General features: G+C 70.1%; 29 protein-coding genes. 12 read left to right on the forward strand and 17 right to left on the reverse strand.

Annotated features, from left to right (window positions below; genetic code table 11):
• Window positions 1–92 precede the first annotated feature (92 nt).
• The 10 genes from recJ to hisA all read right to left on the reverse strand — a co-directional run bounded on the left by recJ (window position 93) and on the right by hisA (window position 10,435).
• Window positions 93–2,201, reverse strand: a complete 2,109-nt coding sequence (gene recJ / locus OCEPR_RS06820; protein ID WP_013457975.1) for a single-stranded-DNA-specific exonuclease RecJ — start codon at window positions 2,199–2,201, stop codon at window positions 93–95.
• Window positions 2,198–2,536 carry a LapA family protein gene (locus tag OCEPR_RS06825; protein ID WP_013457976.1) on the reverse strand — a complete coding sequence of 113 codons (339 nt, stop codon included), beginning with the start codon at window positions 2,534–2,536 and terminating at the stop codon, window positions 2,198–2,200. Before OCEPR_RS06825 ends, recJ begins: the two co-directional genes overlap by 4 nt.
• A gap of 74 nt (window positions 2,537–2,610) precedes the next feature.
• Window positions 2,611–4,770, reverse strand: coding sequence for a protein translocase subunit SecD (gene secD, locus OCEPR_RS06830; RefSeq protein ID WP_013457977.1), 2,160 nt, complete (start codon window positions 4,768–4,770; stop codon window positions 2,611–2,613).
• 69 nt (window positions 4,771–4,839) lie between these two features.
• Entirely contained in the window at window positions 4,840–5,136 is a 297-nt protein-coding gene (locus tag OCEPR_RS06835; protein ID WP_013457978.1) for a hypothetical protein, read from the reverse strand.
• A gap of 13 nt (window positions 5,137–5,149) precedes the next feature.
• Window positions 5,150–6,877, reverse strand: coding sequence for a translation initiation factor IF-2 (gene infB, locus OCEPR_RS06840; RefSeq protein ID WP_013457979.1), 1,728 nt, complete (start codon window positions 6,875–6,877; stop codon window positions 5,150–5,152).
• A complete protein-coding gene (locus OCEPR_RS12515; RefSeq protein ID WP_083804390.1) occupies window positions 6,783–7,100 on the reverse strand; it encodes a YlxR family protein in 318 nt (105 codons plus the stop codon). The genes infB and OCEPR_RS12515 overlap by 95 nt, the downstream gene beginning before the upstream one ends.
• Before the next feature lie 19 nt (window positions 7,101–7,119).
• A complete protein-coding gene (nusA, locus tag OCEPR_RS06845; RefSeq protein WP_013457980.1) occupies window positions 7,120–8,325 on the reverse strand; it encodes a transcription termination factor NusA in 1,206 nt (401 codons plus the stop codon).
• A gap of 21 nt (window positions 8,326–8,346) precedes the next feature.
• A complete protein-coding gene (gene rimP / locus OCEPR_RS06850) occupies window positions 8,347–8,790 on the reverse strand; it encodes a ribosome maturation factor RimP (RefSeq protein WP_013457981.1) in 444 nt (147 codons plus the stop codon).
• 136 nt (window positions 8,791–8,926) lie between these two features.
• Entirely contained in the window at window positions 8,927–9,724 is a 798-nt protein-coding gene (gene mutM / locus OCEPR_RS06855; RefSeq protein ID WP_013457982.1) for a bifunctional DNA-formamidopyrimidine glycosylase/DNA-(apurinic or apyrimidinic site) lyase, read from the reverse strand.
• A 3-nt stretch (window positions 9,725–9,727) separates the two neighbouring features.
• Window positions 9,728–10,435: a 1-(5-phosphoribosyl)-5-[(5-phosphoribosylamino)methylideneamino]imidazole-4-carboxamide isomerase gene (gene hisA, locus OCEPR_RS06860; protein WP_013457983.1), complete on the reverse strand. Its 708-nt coding sequence runs from the start codon at window positions 10,433–10,435 to the stop codon at window positions 9,728–9,730.
• Between the two features lie 96 nt (window positions 10,436–10,531).
• On the opposite strand from hisA, the gene OCEPR_RS06865 reads away from it, so the two are divergent.
• Genes OCEPR_RS06865 through OCEPR_RS12310 form a run of 5 tightly spaced genes read left to right on the forward strand, consistent with a single transcriptional unit; the run spans window position 10,532 to window position 13,592 of the window.
• Window positions 10,532–11,080 (forward strand): hypothetical protein, encoded by a 549-nt coding sequence (locus OCEPR_RS06865; RefSeq protein ID WP_013457984.1) that lies wholly within the window; start codon window positions 10,532–10,534, stop codon window positions 11,078–11,080.
• Between the two features lies 1 nt (window position 11,081).
• Complete coding sequence (locus OCEPR_RS06870; protein WP_013457985.1) at window positions 11,082–11,405, forward strand: transcriptional regulator; 324 nt, start codon at window positions 11,082–11,084, stop codon at window positions 11,403–11,405.
• Window positions 11,402–12,274 (forward strand): ABC transporter ATP-binding protein, encoded by an 873-nt coding sequence (locus OCEPR_RS06875; protein ID WP_013457986.1) that lies wholly within the window; start codon window positions 11,402–11,404, stop codon window positions 12,272–12,274. The genes OCEPR_RS06870 and OCEPR_RS06875 overlap by 4 nt, the downstream gene beginning before the upstream one ends.
• Window positions 12,271–12,999, forward strand: a complete 729-nt coding sequence (locus tag OCEPR_RS06880) for an ABC transporter permease (RefSeq protein ID WP_013457987.1) — start codon at window positions 12,271–12,273, stop codon at window positions 12,997–12,999. Before OCEPR_RS06875 ends, OCEPR_RS06880 begins: the two co-directional genes overlap by 4 nt.
• A gap of 47 nt (window positions 13,000–13,046) precedes the next feature.
• Window positions 13,047–13,592: a hypothetical protein gene (locus tag OCEPR_RS12310; RefSeq protein WP_013457988.1), complete on the forward strand. Its 546-nt coding sequence runs from the start codon at window positions 13,047–13,049 to the stop codon at window positions 13,590–13,592.
• Between the two features lie 481 nt (window positions 13,593–14,073).
• Here the strand turns inward: OCEPR_RS12310 and rocF are convergent, their stop codons facing one another.
• Entirely contained in the window at window positions 14,074–14,964 is an 891-nt protein-coding gene (gene rocF / locus OCEPR_RS06890; protein WP_013457989.1) for an arginase, read from the reverse strand.
• Between the two features lie 117 nt (window positions 14,965–15,081).
• On the opposite strand from rocF, the gene OCEPR_RS06895 reads away from it, so the two are divergent.
• The 7 genes from OCEPR_RS06895 (at window position 15,082) to fabF (ending at window position 20,108) form a co-directional block, all read left to right on the forward strand.
• The gene (locus OCEPR_RS06895) at window positions 15,082–15,624 is read left to right on the forward strand and encodes a YceD family protein (RefSeq protein ID WP_013457990.1); all 543 of its coding nucleotides are present in this window, start codon (window positions 15,082–15,084) and stop codon (window positions 15,622–15,624) included.
• Window positions 15,625–15,688: 64 nt separating this feature from the next.
• The gene (gene rpmF, locus OCEPR_RS06900; RefSeq protein WP_013457991.1) at window positions 15,689–15,886 is read left to right on the forward strand and encodes a 50S ribosomal protein L32; all 198 of its coding nucleotides are present in this window, start codon (window positions 15,689–15,691) and stop codon (window positions 15,884–15,886) included.
• Window position 15,887: 1 nt separating this feature from the next.
• Entirely contained in the window at window positions 15,888–16,865 is a 978-nt protein-coding gene (locus OCEPR_RS06905; protein ID WP_013457992.1) for a beta-ketoacyl-ACP synthase III, read from the forward strand.
• Between the two features lie 2 nt (window positions 16,866–16,867).
• Entirely contained in the window at window positions 16,868–17,785 is a 918-nt protein-coding gene (gene fabD / locus OCEPR_RS06910) for an ACP S-malonyltransferase (RefSeq protein WP_013457993.1), read from the forward strand.
• Window positions 17,782–18,519: a 3-oxoacyl-[acyl-carrier-protein] reductase gene (gene fabG / locus OCEPR_RS06915; protein WP_013457994.1), complete on the forward strand. Its 738-nt coding sequence runs from the start codon at window positions 17,782–17,784 to the stop codon at window positions 18,517–18,519. The genes fabD and fabG overlap by 4 nt, the downstream gene beginning before the upstream one ends.
• A gap of 53 nt (window positions 18,520–18,572) precedes the next feature.
• A complete protein-coding gene (acpP, locus tag OCEPR_RS06920; protein WP_013457995.1) occupies window positions 18,573–18,806 on the forward strand; it encodes an acyl carrier protein in 234 nt (77 codons plus the stop codon).
• Window positions 18,807–18,872: 66 nt separating this feature from the next.
• Window positions 18,873–20,108, forward strand: coding sequence for a beta-ketoacyl-ACP synthase II (gene fabF / locus OCEPR_RS06925; protein ID WP_013457996.1), 1,236 nt, complete (start codon window positions 18,873–18,875; stop codon window positions 20,106–20,108).
• A gap of 62 nt (window positions 20,109–20,170) precedes the next feature.
• On the opposite strand, the gene OCEPR_RS06930 is transcribed toward fabF, so the two are convergent.
• The 6 genes from OCEPR_RS06930 to OCEPR_RS06955 are packed head-to-tail and all read right to left on the reverse strand — an operon-like array spanning window position 20,171 to window position 22,439.
• Window positions 20,171–20,452, reverse strand: coding sequence for a DUF3467 domain-containing protein (locus tag OCEPR_RS06930; protein ID WP_013457997.1), 282 nt, complete (start codon window positions 20,450–20,452; stop codon window positions 20,171–20,173).
• Window positions 20,449–20,814, reverse strand: coding sequence for a roadblock/LC7 domain-containing protein (locus OCEPR_RS06935; protein WP_013457998.1), 366 nt, complete (start codon window positions 20,812–20,814; stop codon window positions 20,449–20,451). The genes OCEPR_RS06930 and OCEPR_RS06935 overlap by 4 nt, the downstream gene beginning before the upstream one ends.
• Window positions 20,815–20,828: 14 nt before the next feature.
• Window positions 20,829–21,164, reverse strand: a complete 336-nt coding sequence (locus OCEPR_RS06940; RefSeq protein WP_013457999.1) for a roadblock/LC7 domain-containing protein — start codon at window positions 21,162–21,164, stop codon at window positions 20,829–20,831.
• On the reverse strand, window positions 21,161–21,526 hold the full coding sequence (locus OCEPR_RS06945; RefSeq protein ID WP_013458000.1) for a roadblock/LC7 domain-containing protein: 366 nt from the start codon (window positions 21,524–21,526) through the stop codon (window positions 21,161–21,163). The genes OCEPR_RS06940 and OCEPR_RS06945 overlap by 4 nt, the downstream gene beginning before the upstream one ends.
• 8 nt (window positions 21,527–21,534) lie before the next feature.
• Entirely contained in the window at window positions 21,535–22,128 is a 594-nt protein-coding gene (gene recR, locus OCEPR_RS06950) for a recombination mediator RecR (RefSeq protein ID WP_013458001.1), read from the reverse strand.
• Window positions 22,125–22,439: a YbaB/EbfC family nucleoid-associated protein gene (locus tag OCEPR_RS06955; RefSeq protein WP_013458002.1), complete on the reverse strand. Its 315-nt coding sequence runs from the start codon at window positions 22,437–22,439 to the stop codon at window positions 22,125–22,127. Before OCEPR_RS06955 ends, recR begins: the two co-directional genes overlap by 4 nt.
• Between the last annotated feature and the right edge of the window lie 14 nt (window positions 22,440–22,453).

The raw sequence follows: 22,453 nt of genomic DNA on the forward strand, positions 1-22,453 counted from the left end.
CCTCCTTATAGTTTTTTTACCACATGATTGGGCCATCCGAAGTGTAGCGCAGCGCGAAAAAGAAGTCAATAAACCTTTACCTGTGGTGATAATTATTCGTGGGAGAGCTGGGCCCAGGCGGCCCACCAGTCTTCGAGGGCGCGGCCCAGGCATTGGGGATCGCCGCGATGGAAGGCCGTGCGCAGCCGCTCGAGTGCGGCCCGCGCCAGCCGCCAGCGGCGGTAGGCGGGCGAGACCTCGAGCCAGCGGTGGGGTTCGTGGCCCTGGATCTCGGCGAGCAGGAGCGCGAGCGCCGAATCGGCGGCCGCACCCTTGCGGACGGCCTCGAGCAGCTCCCTGCGGCTCGCGGGAACGAGCAGCCGCTCGAACGCCCGTTCGCTCACCGCCAGCCGCGCCTGCGGGCGCGCCACCGGCTCCGGCGGGACCGCGAACCAGACGTCGGCGGCCTCGGGGGCGACCAGGCGGTAGCCCTGGGCCTCCAGGTAGGCCCGCCCCTCCCCCGCTCCCCAGACGCCCCAACCCTCGCGGCGGGCCCGCTCCAGCGCGGCCCGCGGATCGAGCGCCTCCACGGCAAGGCCCCCGCCCTCGCAAGAAAACCCTGCGGGCGCACGGTAGGCCACGGCCCTGAGCTCCAGGTTGCGCACGCCCCGCCAGGCGTTCTCGACGAGCTGGGCGGCTACCTCGAGCTCGCGCCCCTCCTCGACCCCGTTCCCCTCGTCCTTCCACTTGATCACCCGCACGCCCCCGAGGCTGAAGGAGATGTGTCGCCCCTCCGAGAGCGGCCGCACCCGGGTGACGGGACCGCTCGTGTAGAAGACGGGCTCGGGGTTGCCCTCGCCAAAGGGCTCGAGCAAGAGCAGGCTGCGGTAGACCTCGTCCATTACGTCGGCGTCGAGGGGGCCGTCGAGGCGCACCTCGGGCCGGGGCGCGGGGTGGCGCCGGGCGTAGGCGTGGATGGCGGCCGCGAAGCCGGGCACGCGCTCGGGGTCGATCGAGAACCCCGCCGCCCCGGCGTGCCCGCCGTAGCCCTTCAAGTGCTCGGCGGCGGCGGCCAGGGCCCCCACGGCGCTGATGCCGGGGGTGCTGCGCACCGAGCCCTTGCCCCGGGCGACGATGAAGACCGGCTTGTAGAAGCGCTCGAGCACCCGGCTGGCGACGATGCCCATGACGCCGGGGTGGCCCTCGGGGTCGTGGATCACGATCGCGGGATCTTCGGGGTTCACGGTGGGGAGGACGCGCTCGAGCATCTCCTCCTCCACCTGCTGGCGTTCGCGGTTGAGCGCGTCGAGCCGGTCGGCGAGCCGGGCCGCCTCCAGGGGGTCGTCGGTGGTAAGCGCCCGAAAGGCCGTCTCGGCCTCGCCCAGCCGCCCCGCGGCGTTGATGCGCGGGGCGATGCGGAAGGCTACCTCGACGGCGTCGTAGTTCGTGCAGTGGCGCTGGGCCAGCGTGCGCAGGCCCACGTGGCGACTTTCCCGCAGCCGCCGCAGCCCCTCCTTGACCAGGGCGCGGTTCACGCCCAAAAGCGGCACCACGTCGGCCACGGTGCCGATCGCGGCCAGGTCGGTGAACTCGAGCGGCGGCGGCTTGCCCAGCGCCTCGCGCACCGCCCAGAGCACAAAGAAGGCCACCCCCGCGCCCGTGGGCCAGGGCCGGCCCTCGAGGGCGGGGCTGTAGGCGGGGTGGACGATCAGACCCTCCGGGGGCTCGTCGGGGACCGCGTGGTGGTCGGTGACGATCACCGAAACGCCGCCCTCGGTGAGCGCGGCCAGCTCGGCGGCGTTGCTGACGCCGCAGTCGACGGTGACGAGCAGGTCGGCGGCGGCGCGGTGCTCGGGCACCCGGGCCATGTTGAGGCCGTAGCCGTCATGCAGGCGGTGGGGAATGAAGGCGTGCACGTCGGCGCCCAGCTCCCCCAAACCCAGCGTCAGGATCGCCGCGGCGGTCACGCCGTCGGCGTCGTAGTCGCCGTGGATGCGGATCCGCTCGCCGCGTTCGATGGCGCGCACGATGCGCGCCGCCGCCTCGTGGAGGCCCGGGAGCGGCGGGGGCTCGAGTGGCGGGTCCAGGTCTTCGAGATCGCGAAAGCCGCGGTCGAGCAGCACCGCCGCCACCTCGGGCGGCACCGCGAGGCGCGCCATCAGGCGCGCCACCTCGCCCACCGCGGGCCAGGGCCTCAGGGTCCAGCGTTCGGGGCCGCTCACGCGCCGGCTTCGTCGGGGTCGGGCACGGGCCGGTCGGGGATGCGCGGCACCTCCTCCACCTGGCGGGGCCGCAGCTCGGCCAGTTCCGCTTCCAAACGGGCGCGTTCGCGTTTCCAGGCGCGCCGCTCGCGCGCGAGCGCCCAGGCGTAACCCGGCAGGTAGACCCAGCCAGCGAGGAAGCCCAGGGCGAAGACGAGCCCCAGCACCCACAAGAGCGGCACCGTTCCCAGACCGGGGACGGCCAGCCGGGCCGCGGGCTGGACCGCCTGCACCGTCACGACGGTGATCAGGGCCAGCAGCGCCAGCAGGAACGAAAGCCAGTGTACGAGTCGCATACCCCCTCCTTGCTGCCCTGAGTATACGGCAGCAAGGCGCCGCCCCCGAGGGGGCGGCGTCGGCGGAGAAGCGCTCAGGTGCGCGCCTTCTTGCGCGGCGCCGGCTGGCGCATCTTCCACCAGGTGACGAGCGAGCCCACCACGTAGATCGAGGAGAACGTTCCCACCAGGATGCCGATAAGCAGTGCGATCGAGAAGTCGCGCAGCACCGGGCCGCCGATGAAGAGCAGGGCGAAGAGCGGCAGCATGGTGGTGAACGAGGTCATCACCGTGCGCGAGAGCGTCTGGTTGATGGAGAGGTCGACCAGCTCGTTGTAGGGGATGCCGCGCACCACCTTCTGGTTCTCGCGGATGCGGTCGGAGACGATGATCGAGTCGTTGATCGAGTAACCGATGATGGTGAGCAGCGCCGCCACGATGGGGATGGTGAACTCGAGCCCCATGAGGCTGAAGGCGCCCGCGGTGATGGCCACGTCGTGCCCCACGGCGATCACCGAGGCCACGCCGAAGATCCAGTCGAAGCGGAAGGCCATGTAGATCAGGATCAGGCCCAGACCCACGAGCACGGCCAGGACGGTGTTGCGCCGCAGCTCGGCGCCGACGGCGGGGCCGACCACCTCCGACTGCAGCACCTCGGCGTTCAGCTTCTCCTCGAAGGCCTTGCGCAGCGCGATCACCCCGTCATTGGAAAGCAGGCCCACGCGCACCGAGAACTCCTTGTAGTCGGCGAGCGGGCTCTCCACCTCGGTGATGATCGCCTCCTTGGCGCTGACGCCCTGGATCTGTACCTCGTCGAGGAAGCTGCGGATGCGGTCGACGGTCACTTCGGGCCCGGTCCGGACCAGGTAGGCGGTGCCGCCGGTGAAGTCGATGCCGAAGTTGAAGCCGTTGAAGAAGACGACCGCGCCCATCAACGCCGCGAAGGTCAGGGTCGCGGGGGTGAAGATGCGCGCCTCCTTGAGGAAGGGAATCTTGGTGCCCCAGATCCAGTAGGGCGGAATGACCTCGCGCGCCGCGGCGATCCGCTCGAGCATCCAGCGGCTGAAGACCAGGTTCGAGAAGACCGCGACAACGATGCCGATGGCCAGCATCACCGCGAAGCCGCGCACCGGGCCGGTGGAGTACTGGTAGAGGGCCGCGGCGGCCAGCAGCGTCGAGATGTTGGCGTCGAGGATCGTGACCGTCGAGTGCACGAAGCCGTCGGGGATGGCCTGGCGCAGCTTCTTGCCCAGCTTGAGCTCCTCCTTGATGCGCTCGAAGGAGAGGACGTTGCCGTCCACGGCCGCGCCCAGGGTGAGGATGAAACCGGCGATGCCGGGAAGGGTGAGCACCGCGCCGAGGCCCGAGAGCACGCCCATGATCAGCAGGGCGATGTAGAGCAGGCCGATGGCGGCCACGCTGCCGAACCAGAACCCGTAGTAGAGGTAGAGGAGCACGAAGATCAAGAGCGCCCCCACGACGGAGGCGACGATGCCGGCGCGGATCGCGTCCTTACCCAGGGTGGGGCCGATCGCGCGCACCTCCTCGACGTGCAGCGGCACCGGCAGCGAGCCCGAGCGCAGCACCAGGGCGATCTGGGTGGCCTCGTCGAGGTCGTTGATGCCGGTGATGACCGCGCGGCCGTCGGTGATCGCGGTCTGGATGTTGGGGGCCGAGTAGATCGTGCCGTCGAGGACGATGGCGAGGCGGCGGCCGATGTTGTTGCGGGTCAGGTCGGCGAACTTCTTCGCGCCCTCGGGGGTGAACTCGAGCGCCACCTCGGGCCGGTTGAAGCGGTCGAACTGCACCCGGGCGTCGACGAGGTCGGAGCCCTTGAGCTCTACCGGACCCAGGTCGTCCAGGGTCAGCTCGGACGTCGCCTTGCCCTGGGCGTCCTGCTTGACGATGCGGAACTCCAGCACCGCCTGCTGGCCGATCAGCTTGAGCGCCTTGTCCTGCTCCTCGGGCGAGAGGCCGGGCAGCTCGACGACGATGCGGTTGGGCTGGGCGATCTGAATCAGCGGCTCGGCCACGCCCAGGCCGTTGATGCGGTTCTCGATGACCAGGCGCGCCTTCTCCAGGTCGTCGGGGTCGGGATTGGGGTTGTCGGTCTGCAACACGACGCGCAGGCCGCCCTTGAGGTCGAGGCCCAGGTTGATCATGGGCTCGTTCGGCGCCCAGGGCTTCCACATCGCCGCGATCGCGGCCACGAAAAGGACGAACAACAAGATGGCTGTGGTGTCGATCTTCTTCATAGGTACTCCTGCGAAATCGTAGGGTCGAACGGACTTGGGGTCGAGGGGCCTTTCCGCGAACCGCCGCGGCTAGCCGCCCTCGAGCTGCAAGCGCATCAACTGCAGGAAGCGGCGTCGGACCGGCCACACCGGCGCGGCCGCGTAGAGGCGCTCGGAGGTCGGACGCCGCCAGGCCCGCTGCCGGAGCGGCCCCACGACGGGCAGCGCCTGGGCCGCGAGCAGCGGCCCGGCGCCGGCGGCGTCCAGGTAGGCCCGCTCCGAACCCAACCCCGGCCCCGACCCCGGGCCGGGGGCCGCCGGGGAATGCGGCGCCAGCCCCCAGGAGAGGCCGAGGACGAAGAGGAAGGCAAGGGCGAGGCGGCGCATGGCTCTCCGCAGTCTACTGGGCTTCGCTGACCTCGACCTGGCGGACGGCCTCGAGCACGTCGCCCTCCTGGAAGTCGTCGAAGCCCGCCAGGCGGATGCCGCACTCGTAGCCGGCGGCGACCTCGCGCACGTCGTCCTTGAAGCGCTTGAGGCTGTCGATGCGGCCGCTCCAGATCTCCTCGCCGCCCCTGAGCACGCGGATCTCGGCGTTGCGCACGATCTTGCCGTCGGTCACCATGCAGCCCGCCACCTTGCCGCCCTTGGGCAGCTTGAAGACGGCGCGCACCTCGGCGTGGCCCACGACCTCCTCCTTCATCTCGGGTTCGGTCTGGGCGCGCACCATCTCGCGCACCTCGTCGATCAGGTCGTAGATGATGCGGAAGCTCTTGAGGAGCACCCCCTTCTGCTCGGCCTTCTTCTTGACCGAACCCGGGGGGTTGACCCCGAACGAGAGGATCGCGGCGTTCTCGGTGGTGCTGGCCAGCAGGATGTCGCCCTCGGTGGGCGCGCCCACGGCCTCGAGGAGGACGTTGATCTTGACGTCCTCGGTCTCCTCCTTGGCGAGGATGCCCTTGATGGCCTCGAGCGAGCCCTGGGTGTCGGCGCGCAGGATCAGGTTGATCTCGGCCTTCTGGCCCTCCTGCATCTGCCGCAGCAGGTCGGCCATGCTCTTCACCTTGCGGCGCTCGGCCTCCTCCTGCTCGCGCGCCTTGCGCTCTTCCTGGCGCTCCTCGGCGATGTGCTTGGCGGCCACCTCGTCGGGCACCCACTCCACGGCGGTGCCCGCCTCCGGCAGGTCGCGGAAGCCCAGCACCTGCACCGCGGTGCCCGGAGGCGCCTCCTTCACCTGCTTGCCGTCGGGGTCGATCATCGCGCGGATCTTGCCCCAGACGTCGCCCGCGACCAGGTAGTCGCCGACGCGGAAGGTGCCCTCCTGTACCAGGAGCGTCACCAGCACGCCCGCCTGCTTGTCGCGCTTGGACTCGAGGATGACGCCGCGCGGCTCGGCCTCGGGGTCGGCGCGCAGGTCCTCCATCTCGGCGACCAGCAGGATCATGTCGAGCAACTCGTCCACGTTCTCGCCGGTCTTGGCGCTGATCGGCACCACGATGGCGTCGCCGCCGTAGGCCTCGGGAACGAACCCCTCCTTCATCAGGTCCTGCATCACCTTGTCCACGTCGGCGCGCGGCAGGTCGATCTTGTTGATCGCGAAGATCATGGGCACGCCCGCGGCCTTGGCGTGGGCGATGGCCTCCTTGGTCTGGGGCATGATGCCGTCGTCGGCGGCGATCACGATCACCGCGATGTCGGCCACCCGCGCCCCGCGTTCGCGGATCGTGGTGAAGGCCTCGTGGCCCGGGGTGTCGATGAAGACGATCTTGCCCTGGGGCGTTTCGACGGTGAAGGCCCCCACGTGCTGGGTGATGCCGCCGGCCTCGCGCTCGGCGATGCGGCTGTGCCGCAGGTAGTCGAGCAGGGTCGTCTTGCCGTGGTCGACGTGGCCCATGATCGTGACCACGGGGGGCCGTTTGGGAAGCGCCGCCCGCGCCTCCTCGGCTTTCTTCTTCTCTTCTAGGCCCTTTTGCTCGGCGACGATCTCCTTGACGGCCGCCGCGGTCTCCTCGTCGAGAGTCGAAGCGTGGGACTTATACTCCACCCCCATCGTGTCCAGGAGCTCCATGAGCTCCTTGTTCTCCATGCCCAGCTCTTTGGCCAGTTGGTAAATTCGAACCTTCGCCATCTTCTCCTCCCAAATGGGCGGCGAGCGCTTCGGCCAGGGCTCGTGCCCCGGCTCCGGCCCAGCGCCTCAGTTTCTTTTCTTCCCGGCAGGCGGGTTCGTCGGGGCAGACGTAGGCCCCGCGGCCCGGCGCCTTGCCGGTGGGGTCGACCCGCCAGCCCGCGGGCGTGCGCACCACGCGCAGCAGCTCGCGCTTCGGCCGCCGGCGGCGGCACGAGGCGCACATGCGCACGGGAACGTGGCCCTTACGCTTCACCTTCGGACTCGGCCTCCCCTTCCTCGGCCTCGGCGGTGTCGGCGAAGAGGCTGTCGAAGCGCGCCTTGGCGCCCGCGTCGACGGCCACCTCTTCGGTCTTCTCGGAGGCGCGCAGCAGGGCCTCGTCGAGGTCGGAGACCTCCTCCGCCTCCTTGAAGTCGATCTCGAAGCCGGTCAGCTTGGAGGCCAGGCGCACGTTCTGACCGCCGCGGCCGATCGCGACCGAGTGCTGGTCCTTGCCGACGGAGACGACGGCGCGCCCCGCCTCGGTGTCGATCTCGATGTTGCCCACCGTGGCCGGCGAGAGGGCGTTGCGGATGAACTCGCGCGGGTTCGAGCTCCAGGGGATGACGTCGATCTTCTCGCGGCCCAGCTCGGCGCTCACCGCCTGGATGCGCTGGCCCTTGTGGCCGATGCAGGCGCCGATCGGGTCGACGTTGGGGTTGTGACTGACCACGGCCACCTTGCTGCGGCTGCCGGGCTCGCGGGCCACGACCTTGATCTCGACCGTGCCCTCGGCGATCTCGGGCACCTCCTGGCGCATCAGGTACTTGAGCAACTCCTCGTGGGCGCGCGAGACGATGAGGCTCGGCCCCTTGGAGCTGCGGCGCACCTCCTTGAGGTAGACCTTGACGCGCTGCCCCGGGTGGTAGCGCTCGCCGGGGATCTGTTCCCGCGGCGGCATCAGCGCCTCGCCGCGGCCCAGGTCGACGTAGACGTTGCCGCGGTTGTCCACGCGGGTCACCTGGCCGGTGATGATCTCGCCCTCGCGGTCCTTGTACTCCTCGTAGACGCGGTTGCGCTCGGCCTCCTTGAGGCGCTGGGTGAGGATCTGCTTGGCCGCCTGCACCGCGATGCGGCTGAACTCGTCGGGGTCGACGGGGAACTCCATCTCCTCGCCCACCTGGACCTCGGGGTCGTACTTCTTGGCCTCCTCGAGCGGAATGTCGCGGTCGGGGTTCTCGACCTCTTCGACGACGCGACGGATCTCCAGCACCTCGATCTCACCAGTCGAGGGCTCGAGGTGCACCTCGACCAGGGGCCCCAGGCCTTCCTCGACCTCCTTGGGCTTGAACCCTTTGTGGCGCAGGTAGGCCTTGGCCAGGGCCTCCTCAAAGGCCTCGATCAGCTCGTCGGTGCTGACGCCGCGCTCGAGCGCGACGTGCTGCAGGGCTTCTACGAATTCTCTGTTCATCGCTCCAAAATCCTCCTGTACTCAACGCGGCTCGCTGGGCCATTCGGCCAGCGTGGCCTTGAAACCGCCCAGCGGCAGGGTGCGGCGCTCGCCGCCGGCGAGTTCGAAGGTGACGGCGTCCTCGCCGACCTCCACGACCCGGCCGGTGAAGCCGCCCTCCTCGGTGCGCACCTTGACCTTGAGGCCCGCGAAGCGCTCGAAGTGGCGCCGGGTGAGGAGCGGGCGGTCGGGGCCCGGCGACTCCACCTCGAGGCGGTAGCTGCCGCGGATGGGGTCCGCGCGGTCGAGCTCGAGCCCGATGATCCGGTTGGCGCGCTGCAGGTCGGCGACGGTGATCGGGGCCTCGTCCAGGCGCTCGAGCCGAACCGTGAGCACCTGCGTCTTCCCCGCCCCGTGCAGGCGGACTTCCAGCGGCTCGTACCCGAGCGGCCGCACCACGTTTTCGACCAGTTCCCAAAGATCCATGTGCTGCTCCGTCTTGCGCCCCCTTTTCAGCAACAAAGGGTGGGTTTCCACCCACCCTGCATACGCCAGGGGACTACATGCATAGGATAGCACAAACGCCCGGGTTTTTCAGCCTCGCCGCAGGGAACGCCGCCTGCTAACGCCGCTGGCAGCGCGGGCAGACGTGGGTGGAGCGGCCGCCGAGGACGAGGCGCTCGATCGTCCGGCCGCAGCGCGGGCAGGCCTCGCCGGCGCGGCCGTAGACCGCGTGCTCGATCTGGAAGTAGCCGGGCTCGCCGTCGGGCCTCGTGTAGGCGCCGTCGCCCAGCGTCGAACCGCCCCGCTCGACGGCCCGGCGCAGCACCGCGCGCACCGCGCGGTGGAGCCGCCGCACCTCGTCGGGCGCGAGTGCGTTCGCCGGGCGCGCGGGGTGAAGCCGCGCCTTCCACAGCGCCTCGTCGGCGTAGATGTTGCCCAGCCCCGCCACCGGTTCCTGGCTCAGCAGCGCCGGCTTGAGCGGGCGCGCCGTGCGCGCCAGGCGAGCGGCGAAGGCGCGTGCCGTGAAGCCGCGCGTAAGCGGCTCCGGGCCCATGCGCGCGAGCGTGGGCAGCACCCGGTAGTCGCCCGCGGGCACCGCCCGCAGTTTGCCGAAACGCCGCGGGTCGTTGAAGAAGACGGTGACGCCCTCGAACTCGAGCCGTGCGCGGGTGTGCGTCCCCTCGTCCAGCCGCAGGCTGCCGCTCATCCCCAGGTGCACCACGAGCTCGAGCCCGCCGGTGAGCGCGAAGATCAAGTACTTGCCGCGGCGGCGCAGGGCGTGCACCCGCCGCCCCACCGCCGCCTCGGCCGCGGCGTAGCGGGCCGGGTCGTCGTGCTCGAGGCCCAGCAGCCTCCGGCCCGTCACCACCGGCGCCAGCATGCGCCGGACGGTTTCCACCTCGGGCAGTTCCGGCATCGCTCAGCCGCGCCACCAGCGGCGGCCGTCGACCGCGCCCTCGTAGAGCGCCTTGCCCACGATCGCCCCCTCGACCCCCAGGCGCTCGAGCCCCTCCAGGTCGGCGTCGGTGGCCACTCCGCCCCCGGCGATCAGCTCGTGCGGCCAGGCCTCGCGCACGCGGGCGACCACTTCCAGGTCGAGCCCTTCGAGGGTGCCGTCGCGGCGGACGTCGGTGTAGATCAGGGTGCGGAACCCCATCGCGTCGGCGGTGCGCGCCAGCTCGAGCACGTCGCCCGCCTGGCCCTCCTGCCAGCCGGCCACCGCGGCCTCGAGCCCGCGGCCGTCGAGGCTGGGCACCACCCGCTCGGGACCGAGCGTCTCGAGCATCCGCGCCGCCTCGTCCGGGTCCTTGACCAGCACCGTACCGATCACGACCCGCTCCGCGCCCAGGGCCAGGATCGCCTCGGCCTCGCGCAGGTTGCGCACGCCGCCTCCCACCTCGAAGCCCATGGCCAGCGCCGCTGCGATGCGGCGGATCTGCGCGCGGTTGTCTCCGCGCCCCAACGCGGCGTCGAGGTCGACGACGTGCAGCAGCGAGGCCCCCTGTTCTTCCCAGTAGAGCGCCGCGCCCACCGGGTCTTCGAAGTAGACGGTCTCGCGCGCCGGGTCGCCCTCGACCAGCCGCACGGCCTTGCCGCCCTGGATGTCCACCGCGGGGATGACCTTCATGGCCCCAGCATACCCAGAACCCATGAAAAAGCCCGCGCCTCCCCCGGGGGTTTGACCCGAGCTACTTTGCATTGTAAAGTTATTTACGGAGGTTTGATGAAAGACACCGGTTTCGACCCCGGCCAAGCCCTGCGCGAGGCGAACGCGGCCCTTAAGAAGGCGCGCGGGGTGCTGCTCCGCTTCACCGGGCAGCTGCTCGTCCTGTGGGGGCTGGTCTACCTCGTCATGTACGGCGGCGGCGAGCTGGGCTGGGTGCCCGCCTGGTTCTGGTTCCCCCTCGACGCGGCGGCCTTCGCGCTCAGCTTCGCGCTGGGGTACCGCGTCGGCGGAGCCTTCCGCACGCCCGAAGGCTCCCGCTTGCAGCGCATCTGGGCCTGGTTCGGCGTCACGATGGCGCTGGCCGTCTTCGCTTTCGCCGCGCGCGGCGTGGCGGAGCCGCTCTTCTCCTTCACCCTGAACCTGCTCGTCGGCTACGCCCTGATCCAGAGCGGCGAGGCCGTCCGGCAACCGGGGTTGGTGCGCGGCGGCCTGCTGCTGGTGTTCGTCAACACCCTGTTCTACGTCTTCTGGCCGGACGCGTACGCGTTCGCGCTCGCCGCCATGGGCGCGCTCGCCTGCGCGGCGGGTCTGCGGCAGGTGAGGTGACGTGCGCTTCGACGAGCTCATCCACCAACCCACGCGGCTCAAGATCATGGCCTACCTGACCGGGCTCGGCTCCGAAGCGCAGGTCGAGTTCGGCACGCTGCAACGCGAACTCGGGCTCACCGAGGGCAACCTCTCGCGCCACCTCGCCAAACTGGAAGAGGCGGGCTACCTACGCATCGAGAAGGGCTACGCCAAGAAGCGCCCGCGCACCTGGATCCGCCTCACCGGCGCCGGGCGCGACGCGCTCCAGGGTCACCTGGCGGCCCTGGAAGAGCTGGCGCGCACGGCCCGCTATCCGGGTGCGGCCGGAAGGGAGAAACGATGATCGCGACGGTCGAAAACGCCCACAAGAGGCTGGGCCGGGTCCAGGCGCTTCGGGGCGTCTCGCTCGACGTGCGCGAGGGCGAGCTGCTGGCCTTGCTGGGCCCCAACGGAGCGGGCAAGACCACCCTGGTCAGCCTGCTCGTGGGCCTGCGCGCCCCCGACCGCGGCGCGGTGCGGCTGGACGGGCGCGACCCTCGCCTCCCCTCGGCGCGCCGCATCCTGGGGGTCACCCCGCAGGCGACGGGCTTCCCGCCGACGCTCCGGGTGCGCGAGGTGGTGGAGCTCGTGCGCGCGCACTACCCCGAACCCCTGCCCGCGGACGAGCTGCTCGAGCGCTTCGGCCTCGGCGGCCTGGCCGCGCGCAACGTCCAGGCCCTTTCCGGGGGCCAGGCCCGGCGCCTGGCCGTGGCCCTCGCCTTCGCCGGGCGCCCGCGGCTGGCGGTGCTGGACGAACCCACCACCGGCCTCGACGTGGAGTCGCGCCGCGCGCTGTGGCGCGAAATCGAACGCTTCAAGCAGGGCGGCGGCACCGTGCTGCTCACCACCCATTACCTCGAGGAGGCCGAGGCCCTCGCCGATCGGGTCGTGGTCCTCAACCGCGGCCGCGTCGTGAGCGAGGGCAGCCCCGAAGCCATCAAGCGGCGGGTCGGGCTCAAGCGCGTGCGCTTTCGGGCCGCGCAGACGCCCGAGCTCGAGGGCGTCGAGCGCAGCGAACGGGAGGGCGACCTGCTCACCCTCTGGACCGCCGACGCGGACGCCCTCGTCCGCCGGCTGGTCGAGAGCGGCGCGGCCTTCCACGACCTGGAGGTGCGCCCGGTCAGCCTCGAAGAGGCGTTCCTCGCCGTACTGGATGGGGAGGCGAAAGCATGAAACTCTGGCTCGCCCACACCAAAGCCGAACTGCTCGCGCTCCTGCGCACGCCCGGCTTTCTGATCCCCACCATGCTGTTTCCTTCGATGTTCTTCCTGATGTTCGCGGCCCCCAACCTGCCCAGCACCGCCGCCGCCAACTTCGCGACCGGTTCGTTCATGACCTTCGCCGTCTTCACCGTGACCTTCTTCCAGTTCGGGGTAGGGACGGCCAACGAGCGCGAGAACCCGTGGAGCAGCTTCGTGCGCACGCTCCCGGCCTCCCCCCTCTACCGCAACGCCGCTAAGGTGACCACGGCGGCGGTCCTGGCGTTGCTGGCCGCACTGGTGCTCGTCCTCGCCTCCGCCGCTTCCACGCCGCTCGACCTCCCGCTGGCGCGCTGGCCCCGGATCTTCCTGGCCCTCGCCGCGGGGGGCGTGATGATGGGCATGCTGGGGACCGCCCTCGCCTACCTGGTCACGCCCAAGGCGGCGCTGCCCCTCGCCAACCTGATCTACCTGCCCCTCGCCTTCATGGGCGGCATGTGGATGCCTCCGGAGCTGCTGCCGAAGATCGTTCAGGAAATCAGCCCCTACCTGCCCTCGCGTCAGTGGATGGAACTGGTGTGGCCCGCCGTCAGCGGCGGCTCCTGGGACGCCGGGCACTGGCTGGCCGTCGCCGGGTTCACGGTGGCGTTCGCCGCCCTCGCCGGCTGGGCGCAGCGGCGCGACGAGGCCGTGCGCTGATGGCGCGCCTCGCTTAGAATGAAAGGGAACGTTCCAAGAAGGCGGTGATGGCTTTGCGAAAGAAACGCGACCGCAGCAACGTCTTCGTAGGCTTCATGTTCCTGGGCATGGGCCTGGGCTGGCTGCTCGGCCACCTCGCGGCCGGCCTCTTCATCGGCATGGGGCTGGGGTTCATCGCCCAGGCCTTTCTGGAAGAGAAGGAGCCCCACGAACGAGCCGAATCCGAGGAACCCGAGACCTCCGCACCCGAGCCCGCAGAGCCGGCCCCGACCGCCCCCGCGCACGAAGCCGCGGCGGCCCCGGCTGCGGACGCGGACGCCGGCCGGCCCGACGTCGACGCCGTATGGGCGCGCATCGTCGCGCACCAGGGCGAGACCTTTCACCTGCTCAAGGGGCAGCCGTTCACCTACCGCGTCGAAGGCCACGCGGTCGTGCCCAGCACCGCCAAGGTCCGGATCCAGAAGAGCCAGTTCGCCAAGGCGCTCGGTGCCGTGCCCTTCGAGAAGGTGGCCGACGTGCCCAAGGACGTCTTCGGCCCTTCGTACGTCTACGCGATCCTGATGGACCCGCGGATTCGCGACGGCGACTGGTAACCCCGCACCGCCATACCTCCGCAGCGGATGCAGCGCGTTTGCCATACCATCCCGGATGCGCCCCGTAGAGGCGAGGTCCAGGGCCTGTCCTGAACTTGATTCAGGATCTAGCTGGTGCTGCAAGTGCACAAACACAGGACTGCAAGTTACGGCGGCCTATGAGATTCCAAGCCTCTTCAGCCGCGCGCGGCGAGGTTCCGGGCCTGTCCCGGACCTGATCCGGGATCACGGGAACCTTGCGGTTCCCTGTCCGGAACGACGGGTTTTTTTATAGGCCCACCCTTCGTCGTCCCGGGTAAGCACCCGGTGGGAGCGCGACGTGGGCCCGCCCTGAACTTGATTCAGGGCCTGTCCTGAACTTGATTCAGGATCTCGATGTTTCCGCTGCCGGTGAACAAGGATCATCCGGGCTCATCGGCCTGCACGGGGCTGATCACTTGGCGTACGTACCGAGGCTTCCGGCCCCTTTCTGGCGCCGCGCTCAGAGGATCTTCTTCCCCAGAAGGCTCGCGGCCAGCTCGACGACGATCTCGGCCGTGCGGTTCCGTTCGTCGAGGATCGGGTTGACCTCCACCAGGTCCAGACTGGTCACGATGCCCGCATCGGAAAGGAGCTCCATCAACAGGTGGGCCTCGCGGTAGGTCAGCCCCCCGGGCACGGGCGTGCCCACGCCGGGCGCCACCGTGGGGTCGAGCACGTCGGCGTCGAAGGAAACGTGCACCCGCTCCACGCGCTCGAGCTGGGCCACCACGTTGGCCGCCACCGTGGGGACGCCCATGCGGTCGATCTCCTTCATCGTGTACACCGTCACCCCGGCCCGCTGCAGCAGCTCCCGCTCGCCGGGGTCGACGCTGCGCACCCCGACGAGGACGACGTCCTGCGGCTCGAGGGGTTCTCCGCCGCCGATCCGCACCAGCCGCTCGTCGCCGTAGCCCAAGAGCGCGGCCAGCGGCATGCCGTGGATGTTGCCCGAAGGGCTGGTCTCGGGCGTGTTGAAGTCGGCGTGGGCGTCGATCCAGATCAGCCCCGTGCGCCCGCGCTGCACACCGCGCACGGAGCCCATGCTGATCGAGTGGTCGCCCCCAAGCACCACCGGCAGGGCGGCGTCGTCGAGGGCGGACAGCTCCCGGGCCAGCGCCTCGCAGGTCGAACGGATCGGTTCCAGGTGGTGCAGCCCTCCGGGCGCGCCCCCGTTCTTCTTCAGGGTTTCGACGACCGGCACCTCCAGGTCGCCCCGATCGAGGACGGCGTAGTCGAGGGCGCGAATCGCTTCGTGCAACCGCGCGTAACGGATGGCGCTGGGCCCCATGTCCACGCCGCGCCGGCCGGCGCCAAGGTCCATGGGCACCCCTACGATGACGGCCTGCTTCATGGCCTGTATTGTAGCAGAAGAAAACACGGATAATACCGTCTGCATCTTATTTCTTCATTTATGCATACCTTTGCATACATCTTGACCCGCGGTCAAAACGGGCGTATACTTACAAGGATGGACGTACGCGAACTGCAAAGCATCAACCTCGCCCAGATCCTCAAGGAGCCCGGCACCGCCGAAGCCGAAGGCGTGATCCGCGAAGCGATCACCGCCGGCGAGGACGTGTTGCCGCTCCAGGGTGAGGCCGAATGGAGCGTCACCGTCACCAGCGCGGGCGAGGAGTTCTGGCTCTCGGGCGAGGTGCACGGCACCGTGCTCATGGAGTGCCGGCGCTGCCTCAAGCCCACGCCCCAGCCGGTGGACGCCTACTTTCAGCACCTGCTCGAGTTCCACCCCGAGGTCGAAGAGCTGACACTGGTGCAGAACGAGGACGACGAGGACGTCTACCGCTTCGGCGAACCGGACCTGGACCTGCGCTTCTTCCTGGCCCAGGCCTTCGCCCTCGCCATGCCCTACACCGCCCTTTGCGACGAGTCCTGCAAGGGTCTTTGCCCCGTCTGCGGCGCCGACCTGAACGTCACCGAATGCGGCCACGTCCAGGGGGACGCCGTCTCCGGGGCCCTGGCCGAACTCGGCAAATTCCTGGACGAGGTGTAGAGAAAACCCCGTTCGGGTGCTATAATGCGCGGGTCTGCCCCGAAGGGGCACTAGGAGGAGAGAGATGGCGAAGCACCCCGTACCCAAGAAGAAAACTTCCAAGGCGCGCAAGGGCGCCCGGCGCAGCCACCACGCCCTGAGCACGCCCACGCTGGTCACCTGTCCGCAGTGCCACGCCAAGAAGCCGCCGCACACCGTCTGCCCCGAGTGCGGCTACTACGACGGCCGCCCCGTGCTCGACCTCGGCACCCCGGAGGCGTAACATGGCCGCCGGGCTGCTTGCCCTGGGCACCTACGCACCTTCCAAGGTCCTTCACAACAAGGACCTTGAGTCTTTTATGGACACCTCGGACGAGTGGATCACTACCCGGACGGGGATCCGCGAGCGTAGGGTCTCGGAGCTGAACGAGTACGCCTCGGACCTGGCCGTGAAGGCCGTGCGGGACCTGGTCCGCCGCCACGGCGAACAGGCGCTCGAGGGCGTGGACCAGGTCGTCGTGGCCACGAACACCCCCGACGCCTTCTTCCCCAACACCGCCGCCCTCGTCGCCAACGAACTGGGGCTCAAGGGGGCCGCGGGCTACGACCTGCTCGCGGGCTGCCCCGGCTGGCTCTACGCCCTCGCCCAGGCGGCGGGGCAGGTGGAGGCGGGCGTCGCCCGCAAGGTGCTGGTCATCGGCTCCGAGGTGCTCACCAAGATCGTCGACTGGCGCGACCGCTCCTCGGCGGTGCTCTTCGGCGACGCCGCGGGCGCGGCCGTCGTGGGACCGGTCGCCGAGGGGCACGGCTTCCGCTCGTTCGTGCTGGGCGCCGACGGCTCCGGCGGCGGGGCGCTGCACTTCGCCGCCATCGCCTCGAGCCTCCCCGACGGCACCCGCATGGGGGCGGCCGCCTACATGAACGGCCGCGAGGTCTTCAAGTTCGCGGTGCGCGTGATGGACACGGCCACCGTCGAGGCCATCGAAAAGGCGGGCATGCACCCCGACGACATCAGCCTCTTCGTCCCCCACCAGGCCAACGAGCGCATCATCGACGCCGCCCGCGAGCGCCTGGGGCTGGAATGGGACCGCGTGGTCATGAACCTCGACCGCTACGGCAACACCTCGACGGCCTCGATCCCGCTGGCGCTGCAGGAGGCGCTCGACGCCGGCAAGATCAAGGACGGCGACCACCTGCTCTTCGTCAGCTTCGGCGCCGGCCTCACCTGGGCCGCCACCGTGCTCACCTGGGGGGGCGCCTAGCCGTGTTCGCCGCGCTCTTTCCCGGCCAGGGTTCGCAAAAGGTCGGTATGGGGCGGGCCTTCGCCGAAGGTTCGGCGGCGGCCCGCGCGGTCTTCGAACGCGCCGAGGCCGCGCTCCCGGGGCTGCTCGACACCATCTGGGAGGGCCCCGAGGAAGCCCTGCGCCTCACCGAGAACCAGCAGCCGGCGCTGCTCGCGGTCTCGGCCGCGGCCTGGGCGGCCTGGCGCGAGGCCGGCGGCCCCGACCCCGCCTACGCCGCGGGGCACTCGCTGGGGGAGTGGAGCGCCCACGTGGCCGCGGGCACCCTCGAACTCGAGGACGCGCTGCGCCTGGTCCGCAACCGCGGCCGCTACATGCAGGAGGCCGTCCCCGAGGGCGAAGGGGCCATGGCCGCGATCCTCAAGCTCGACGAGGCCGCGGTGCGTGAGGTGGTCCAGCGCACCGAGGGGGTCTGGATCGCCAACCTCAACAGCCCCGGACAGGTGGTGATCAGCGGCCGCAAGGAGGCCGTGGAGGCGGCGGCCGCACAGCTGAAGGAACGGCGCGGCCGGGTGGTGCCGCTCAAGGTCTCGGCCCCTTTCCACTCGGAGCTGATGGCCCCCGCGCGCGAGGCGCTGGCCCGCGACCTGGCGCGGGTCGAGCTGCGGACCCCGCGCTTCCCGGTCTTCTCGAACGTGACCGCCGAACCCGCGACCGACCCTGAGCGCATCCGCGAGCTGCTGCTCGCGCAGATCACCGCACCGGTGCGCTGGGTGGAGATCCTGGAGGGGATGCACGGGCGCGGGGTGACGACCTTCGTGGAGCTGGGGTCGGGGAACGTCCTCACGGGGCTCGTCCGCCGCACCCTGCCCGAGGCCCGGGCCCTGAACGCGGAGGAGCCCGAGGGGCTCGCCGCCGCGCTGAAGGAGGTGGTTTCGTGAAACACGTCCTGGTCACCGGTTCCAGCCGCGGCATCGGCCGCGGCATCGCGCTCGAGCTGGCCCGGCGCGGGTACGCGCTGGCCGTCCATTACGCCCGGGGCGAGGCCGCCGCCCGCGAGGTGGCCGCCGAGGCCGAGCGCCTGGGCGCGCCCAAGGTGGCCGTGCTGGGCGCGGACCTGAGCCAGAAGGAGGCCGCCGCCGACCTGGTCGCCCGCACCCACGCGGAGCTGGGGGGGCTCGACGTCCTCGTCAACAACGCCGGCATCACCCGCGACGGCCTGCTCATCCGCATGAAGGACGAGGACTGGGACGCGGTCCTCGAGACCAACCTCTCGGCCGTCTTCCGCCTCACCCGCGAGGCCGTGAAGCGGATGATGAAGGCGCGCTGGGGGCGCATCGTCAACGTCGCCAGCGTCGTGGGGCTGATGGGCAACCCCGGCCAGGCCAACTACGTCGCCGCCAAGGCCGGCCTGATCGGCTTCACCAAGACGATCGCCAAGGAGTACGGCGGGCGCGGCATCACCGCCAACGCCGTGGCCCCGGGCTTCATCGAGTCCGACATGACCGCCGCCCTGCCCGAGAAGGTGCAGCAGGAGTACCTGAACGCGATCCCCGCCGGCCGCTTCGGCAGGCCCGAAGAGGTGGCCGAGCTGGTGGCCTTCCTGGCCTCCGACGCCGCCGCCTACATCAACGGCCAGACGATCGCCATCGACGGCGGGCTCTACCCGCACTAAACCCGGTTCAAACACGTTTTCTTGCGTGTGTTAAACTCCCGAAGGAGGTTCGCATGGACATTCTGGACAAAGTCAAGGCCGTTGTCGTGGAAAAACTCGGGGTGGAAGCCGACAAGGTCACGCCCGAAGCGCGCTTCATCGAAGACCTCGGCGCCGACTCGCTCGACATCGTCGAGCTGGTGATGGGCCTCGAGGACGAGTTCGGCTTGGAGATCTCCGACGAGGAAGCCGAGAAGATCCGCACCGTCGGGGACGCGATCAAGTTCATCCAAGAAAAGGTCGCCTGAGCGCAGGCGATTGGGGCCGCGGACCGGTCCGAACGGACCCCTCCGCGGCCCCCTTATACTGAACCCATGCGAAGAGTCGTGATCACCGGCCTGGGCCCCGTGACCCCCATCGGGGTCGGCGCCCAGGCCTTTCATCAAGCCCAACTCGCGGGCAAGAGCGGCATCCGCCGCATCACCCGCTACGACCCCGACGCCTACCAGCTGAACGTCAAGATCGCGGGCGAGGTGGACGTCGACATCGACGACTACCTCGACCGCAAGGAAGCGCGAAGACTCGACCGCTTCGTGCAGCTTGCGCTGATCGCCGCGGAACTGGCGCTGCGGGACGCGGGGCTCGAAGCGGGGGAACTCGAGCCCGAAACCACCGGGGTGCTCATCGGCAGCGGCATCGGCGGCATCAAGACCTGGGAAGACCAGTTCAAGATCTACTTCCAGCGCGGGCCGCACCGCCTCAGCCCCTTCTTCATCCCCATGGTCATCTCCAACATGGCCTCGGGCCACGTGGCCATGAAGTACGGTTTCCAGGGGCCCAGCTCCACCGTCGTCACCGCCTGCGCCACCGGCACCGACTCGGTGGGCAGCGCCGCGCGGATGATCCAGCACGGCGAGGCCGACGTGATGATCACCGGGGGCACCGAAGCCGCCGTGACGCCGATGGCCATCGGCGGTTTTGCCGTCATGCGCGCGCTCTCGACCCGCAACGACGAACCCGAGAAGGCGAGCCGCCCCTTCGACAAGGACCGCGACGGCTTCGTGCTGGCCGAGGGGGCGGGGGTGCTGGTCCTCGAAGAGTACGAGCACGCCAAGCGGCGCGGGGCCACGATCTACGCGGAGGTGGCGGGCTTCGGCCGCAGCGAGGACGCCCACCACATCACCGAGCCCCACCCCGAGGGCAAGGGCGCCCTGCTGGCCATGAAGGCGGCGATGCGCGACGGCGGGGTCACCCCGGAGCAGATCGGCTACATCAACGCCCACGGCACCTCGACGCCGCTCAACGACCGCGCCGAGACCCTGGCCATCAAGAAGCTCTTCGGCGAGCACGCCTACAAGCTCCTCGTCTCCTCCACCAAGTCGATGACCGGCCACCTGCTGGGCGCGGCCGGCGCCATCGAGGCGATCGCCACCGCGCAGGCGCTGGCCAGCGGCGTGATCCCGCCGACGATCAACCTGGTCGAGTCCGAACCCGAGCTCGACCTCGACTACGTGCCCGGCGAACCGCGCGAGGCGGCCGTGGAGTACGCGCTATCCAACTCCTTCGCCTTCGGCGGCCAGAACGCGGTGCTGCTGCTGAAGCGCGTCTGACCGCGGGCTCGCGCGAAAGCGCCCGGCCGACTACGGCCGGGCGCATTGCCGTGCGGGACGGCTCAGGCCTGCGGACCTTCGGGTTTGGGCAGGCCGCCGGGGAGGTCGGGGATGGGGCCGTACTGGGCCTCGTACTTGCGGATGTTGTCGGCCAGGGAGCGCATCAGCGCCTTGGCGTGCTGGGGGCTGGTGATGATCCGCGCCACCACCTGGGCCACCCCCTGGGGCTGCACCAGGGCGAAGTCGAGAAAGAACTCGCTGGGGGTGTGGCTGAAGACCGCCAGGTTGCTGTAGTGCCCCTTGGCCGTCTCCTTGTCGATGTCGAGGCGCAGCTCCCCGCTCACGCCAGCGCCTCCTGCAGACGGGCACGCACCTTCTTGAGCTGGAAGCGCACCCGGCCCAGGTTCTGGGCCCCCGCCAGAAGCAGCACCAGGCTGTAGGTGGCGCCCGAGGCCTGGATGGGCTCGAGCAGCATCGGCCCCTCGTCGAACTCGACCATGACCTCTTCGACCTCGCCCTTCTTCAGGTGGTCGGCCAGGGCGCGCGAGCTGGCCATCGCCGAGGTGGCGGCGCCCCCGACGAAGTCGAGGTCTGCGGCCCCTTCCTTGCTCACGCTCTCGATCACGAAGCCGTCCTCGCCCACCAGCGCCACGGCCTTGACGCCCTCGTCTCCCGCAAGTTGCTCGAGCAGTTCTTGAATGGACATCTCGCCTCCTAAACCTACAGCTGATCCACCAGGCGCATGGCCAGGTTCGTCAGCGTCTGCCCCACCACGGCGCGCTCGCCGCCGCGCTCGATCAGCGCGCCCAGGCAGTAGCCCTCGAAGCAGACGGCGAGGATCTCGTAGCTCGCCGTCGCCAGGGTGAACCGGCGCAGGTCCTCGCCCAAAGCGCCGGTGATGCCCTGCATGGCCCGCACCAGGGCGGCCATCTCCGCCGCCATCACCGAGTCCGACAGGCCGCCGCGCCCCACCGACTCGATGACCAGTCCGTCCATACCGGCCAAAACGGCGCGGCGCACCGAGGGAAGGGCTTCCAGTTCACTGAGCCAGCTCACGACAGCACCCCCTTCAGCACATCCGCCGCCTGCGTCGCCTTGAGCCGCAGCTGCCCGAGGTTGACCTCGGGGCTGGCCACGCAGAGCAGGAAGTATTCGTCGCTGATCGGCCTCACGTACCCGACGATCGGGTCGCCCACGGCCAGCCACTCCTGGATCGCCGGGGTGCTCATCGTGGCCGCGTAGCGCTCACGCGTCGCCCGCAAGAGGCCGGCGTGCTCCGCCACGGCGCTTTCCAGATCGACGGCCTGCGCACGCGAAAACCCCTCGATCATCAAGCCGTCGACGCCGCCCAGGGCGGCGGCGTAGAGCCCGCCCACCTCGACGACCAGGTTGCTCAGAACGGCTTCGAACTCTCGCATGACCCTCCCTACTCGGACACGGGTTGACGGTGCGCCAGCGCCCGGGCCAACGTTACCTCGTCCACGTATTCTAAAGTACCTCCGACCGGAAGGCCGTACGCCGGCCGGCTCAGCTTCGCCGGACCGCCGGCGAGCCGTTCGCTCAGGTAAGCGGCGGTGGCCTCACCCTCGACGGTCATCGAGGTGGCCAGGATGACCTCGCGCGCCGAGCGCGCCCGCTCGAGCAGGCTCTCGACGCGCAGCTGTTCGGGCCCCACGCCCTCGAGCGGGTTGAGCGCGCCGCCGAGGACGTGGTAGACCCCGGTGTACTCCCCGCTCTTCTCGATGGCCAGCACGTCGGCCGCGGTCTCGACCACGGCGATCACCCCCGCGTCGCGCGCGGGGTCGGCGCAGACCGGGCAGAGCGGCCCCTCGGCCAGGTTGCCGCAGCGTTCGCACACGCCCACGTGGCGCCGCACCTCCTCCAGCGCCTGGGCCAGCTCCGCCGCCTCGGCCTTGTTCTGCGCCAGATGAAGGCCCAGCTTCTGGGCGCTCTTGGGACCCACGCCGGGAAGCCGGGCCAGCGCCCGGATCAGGGCGAGCAGCCGGTCGGGGTACCTCAAAAGAGGCCCCCCAGCATCTGCCCCATCTGCCCGAGGCCGCCGCCCATCTCCTTCTCCGAGAGCTCTGCGGCCTTGGCCTGGGCGTCCTGCACAGCCACCAACAGCAGGTCCTCGAGGGCTTCCACGTCGTCGGGGTCCACGGCCTCGGGTTTGAGGCTGATGGCCACGATCTGGCCGTGGCCGTTGGCCGTCACCTCCACCAGCCCTCCGGCGGCGGTGCCCACGACGGTCATGCCGGCGAGCTTCTCCTGGATTTCAGCAGCTTTCTGCTGCGCTTTCTTCGCTTCTTTGAGCAGTTTCTGAAAGTTCATGCGCCCTCCGCCCC

Source organism: Oceanithermus profundus DSM 14977 (genome assembly GCF_000183745.1).
GTDB lineage: Bacteria > Deinococcota > Deinococci > Deinococcales > Marinithermaceae > Oceanithermus > Oceanithermus profundus.

Bases quoted from the DNA above. Each gene is read 5' to 3' on its own strand.
- OCEPR_RS06825 (WP_013457976.1), bottom strand. From the start codon at position 2,536: ATGCGACTCGTACACTGGCTTTCGTTCCTGCTGGCGCTGCTGGCCCTG.
- secD (WP_013457977.1), bottom strand. From the start codon at position 4,770: ATGAAGAAGATCGACACCACAGCCATCTTGTTGTTCGTCCTTTTCGTG.
- OCEPR_RS06835 (WP_013457978.1), bottom strand. From the start codon at position 5,136: ATGCGCCGCCTCGCCCTTGCCTTCCTCTTCGTCCTCGGCCTCTCCTGG.
- infB (WP_013457979.1), bottom strand. From the start codon at position 6,877: ATGGCGAAGGTTCGAATTTACCAACTGGCCAAAGAGCTGGGCATGGAG.
- OCEPR_RS12515 (WP_083804390.1), bottom strand. From the start codon at position 7,100: ATGTGCGCCTCGTGCCGCCGCCGGCGGCCGAAGCGCGAGCTGCTGCGC.
- nusA (WP_013457980.1), bottom strand. From the start codon at position 8,325: ATGAACAGAGAATTCGTAGAAGCCCTGCAGCACGTCGCGCTCGAGCGC.
- rimP (WP_013457981.1), bottom strand. From the start codon at position 8,790: ATGGATCTTTGGGAACTGGTCGAAAACGTGGTGCGGCCGCTCGGGTAC.
- mutM (WP_013457982.1), bottom strand. From the start codon at position 9,724: ATGCCGGAACTGCCCGAGGTGGAAACCGTCCGGCGCATGCTGGCGCCG.
- hisA (WP_013457983.1), bottom strand. From the start codon at position 10,435: ATGAAGGTCATCCCCGCGGTGGACATCCAGGGCGGCAAGGCCGTGCGG.
- OCEPR_RS06865 (WP_013457984.1), top strand. From the start codon at position 10,532: ATGAAAGACACCGGTTTCGACCCCGGCCAAGCCCTGCGCGAGGCGAAC.
- OCEPR_RS06875 (WP_013457986.1), top strand. From the start codon at position 11,402: ATGATCGCGACGGTCGAAAACGCCCACAAGAGGCTGGGCCGGGTCCAG.
- OCEPR_RS06880 (WP_013457987.1), top strand. From the start codon at position 12,271: ATGAAACTCTGGCTCGCCCACACCAAAGCCGAACTGCTCGCGCTCCTG.
- OCEPR_RS12310 (WP_013457988.1), top strand. From the start codon at position 13,047: ATGGCTTTGCGAAAGAAACGCGACCGCAGCAACGTCTTCGTAGGCTTC.
- rocF (WP_013457989.1), bottom strand. From the start codon at position 14,964: ATGAAGCAGGCCGTCATCGTAGGGGTGCCCATGGACCTTGGCGCCGGC.
- OCEPR_RS06895 (WP_013457990.1), top strand. From the start codon at position 15,082: ATGGACGTACGCGAACTGCAAAGCATCAACCTCGCCCAGATCCTCAAG.
- rpmF (WP_013457991.1), top strand. From the start codon at position 15,689: ATGGCGAAGCACCCCGTACCCAAGAAGAAAACTTCCAAGGCGCGCAAG.
- OCEPR_RS06905 (WP_013457992.1), top strand. From the start codon at position 15,888: ATGGCCGCCGGGCTGCTTGCCCTGGGCACCTACGCACCTTCCAAGGTC.
- acpP (WP_013457995.1), top strand. From the start codon at position 18,573: ATGGACATTCTGGACAAAGTCAAGGCCGTTGTCGTGGAAAAACTCGGG.
- fabF (WP_013457996.1), top strand. From the start codon at position 18,873: ATGCGAAGAGTCGTGATCACCGGCCTGGGCCCCGTGACCCCCATCGGG.
- OCEPR_RS06935 (WP_013457998.1), bottom strand. From the start codon at position 20,814: ATGTCCATTCAAGAACTGCTCGAGCAACTTGCGGGAGACGAGGGCGTC.
- OCEPR_RS06945 (WP_013458000.1), bottom strand. From the start codon at position 21,526: ATGCGAGAGTTCGAAGCCGTTCTGAGCAACCTGGTCGTCGAGGTGGGC.
- OCEPR_RS06955 (WP_013458002.1), bottom strand. From the start codon at position 22,439: ATGAACTTTCAGAAACTGCTCAAAGAAGCGAAGAAAGCGCAGCAGAAA.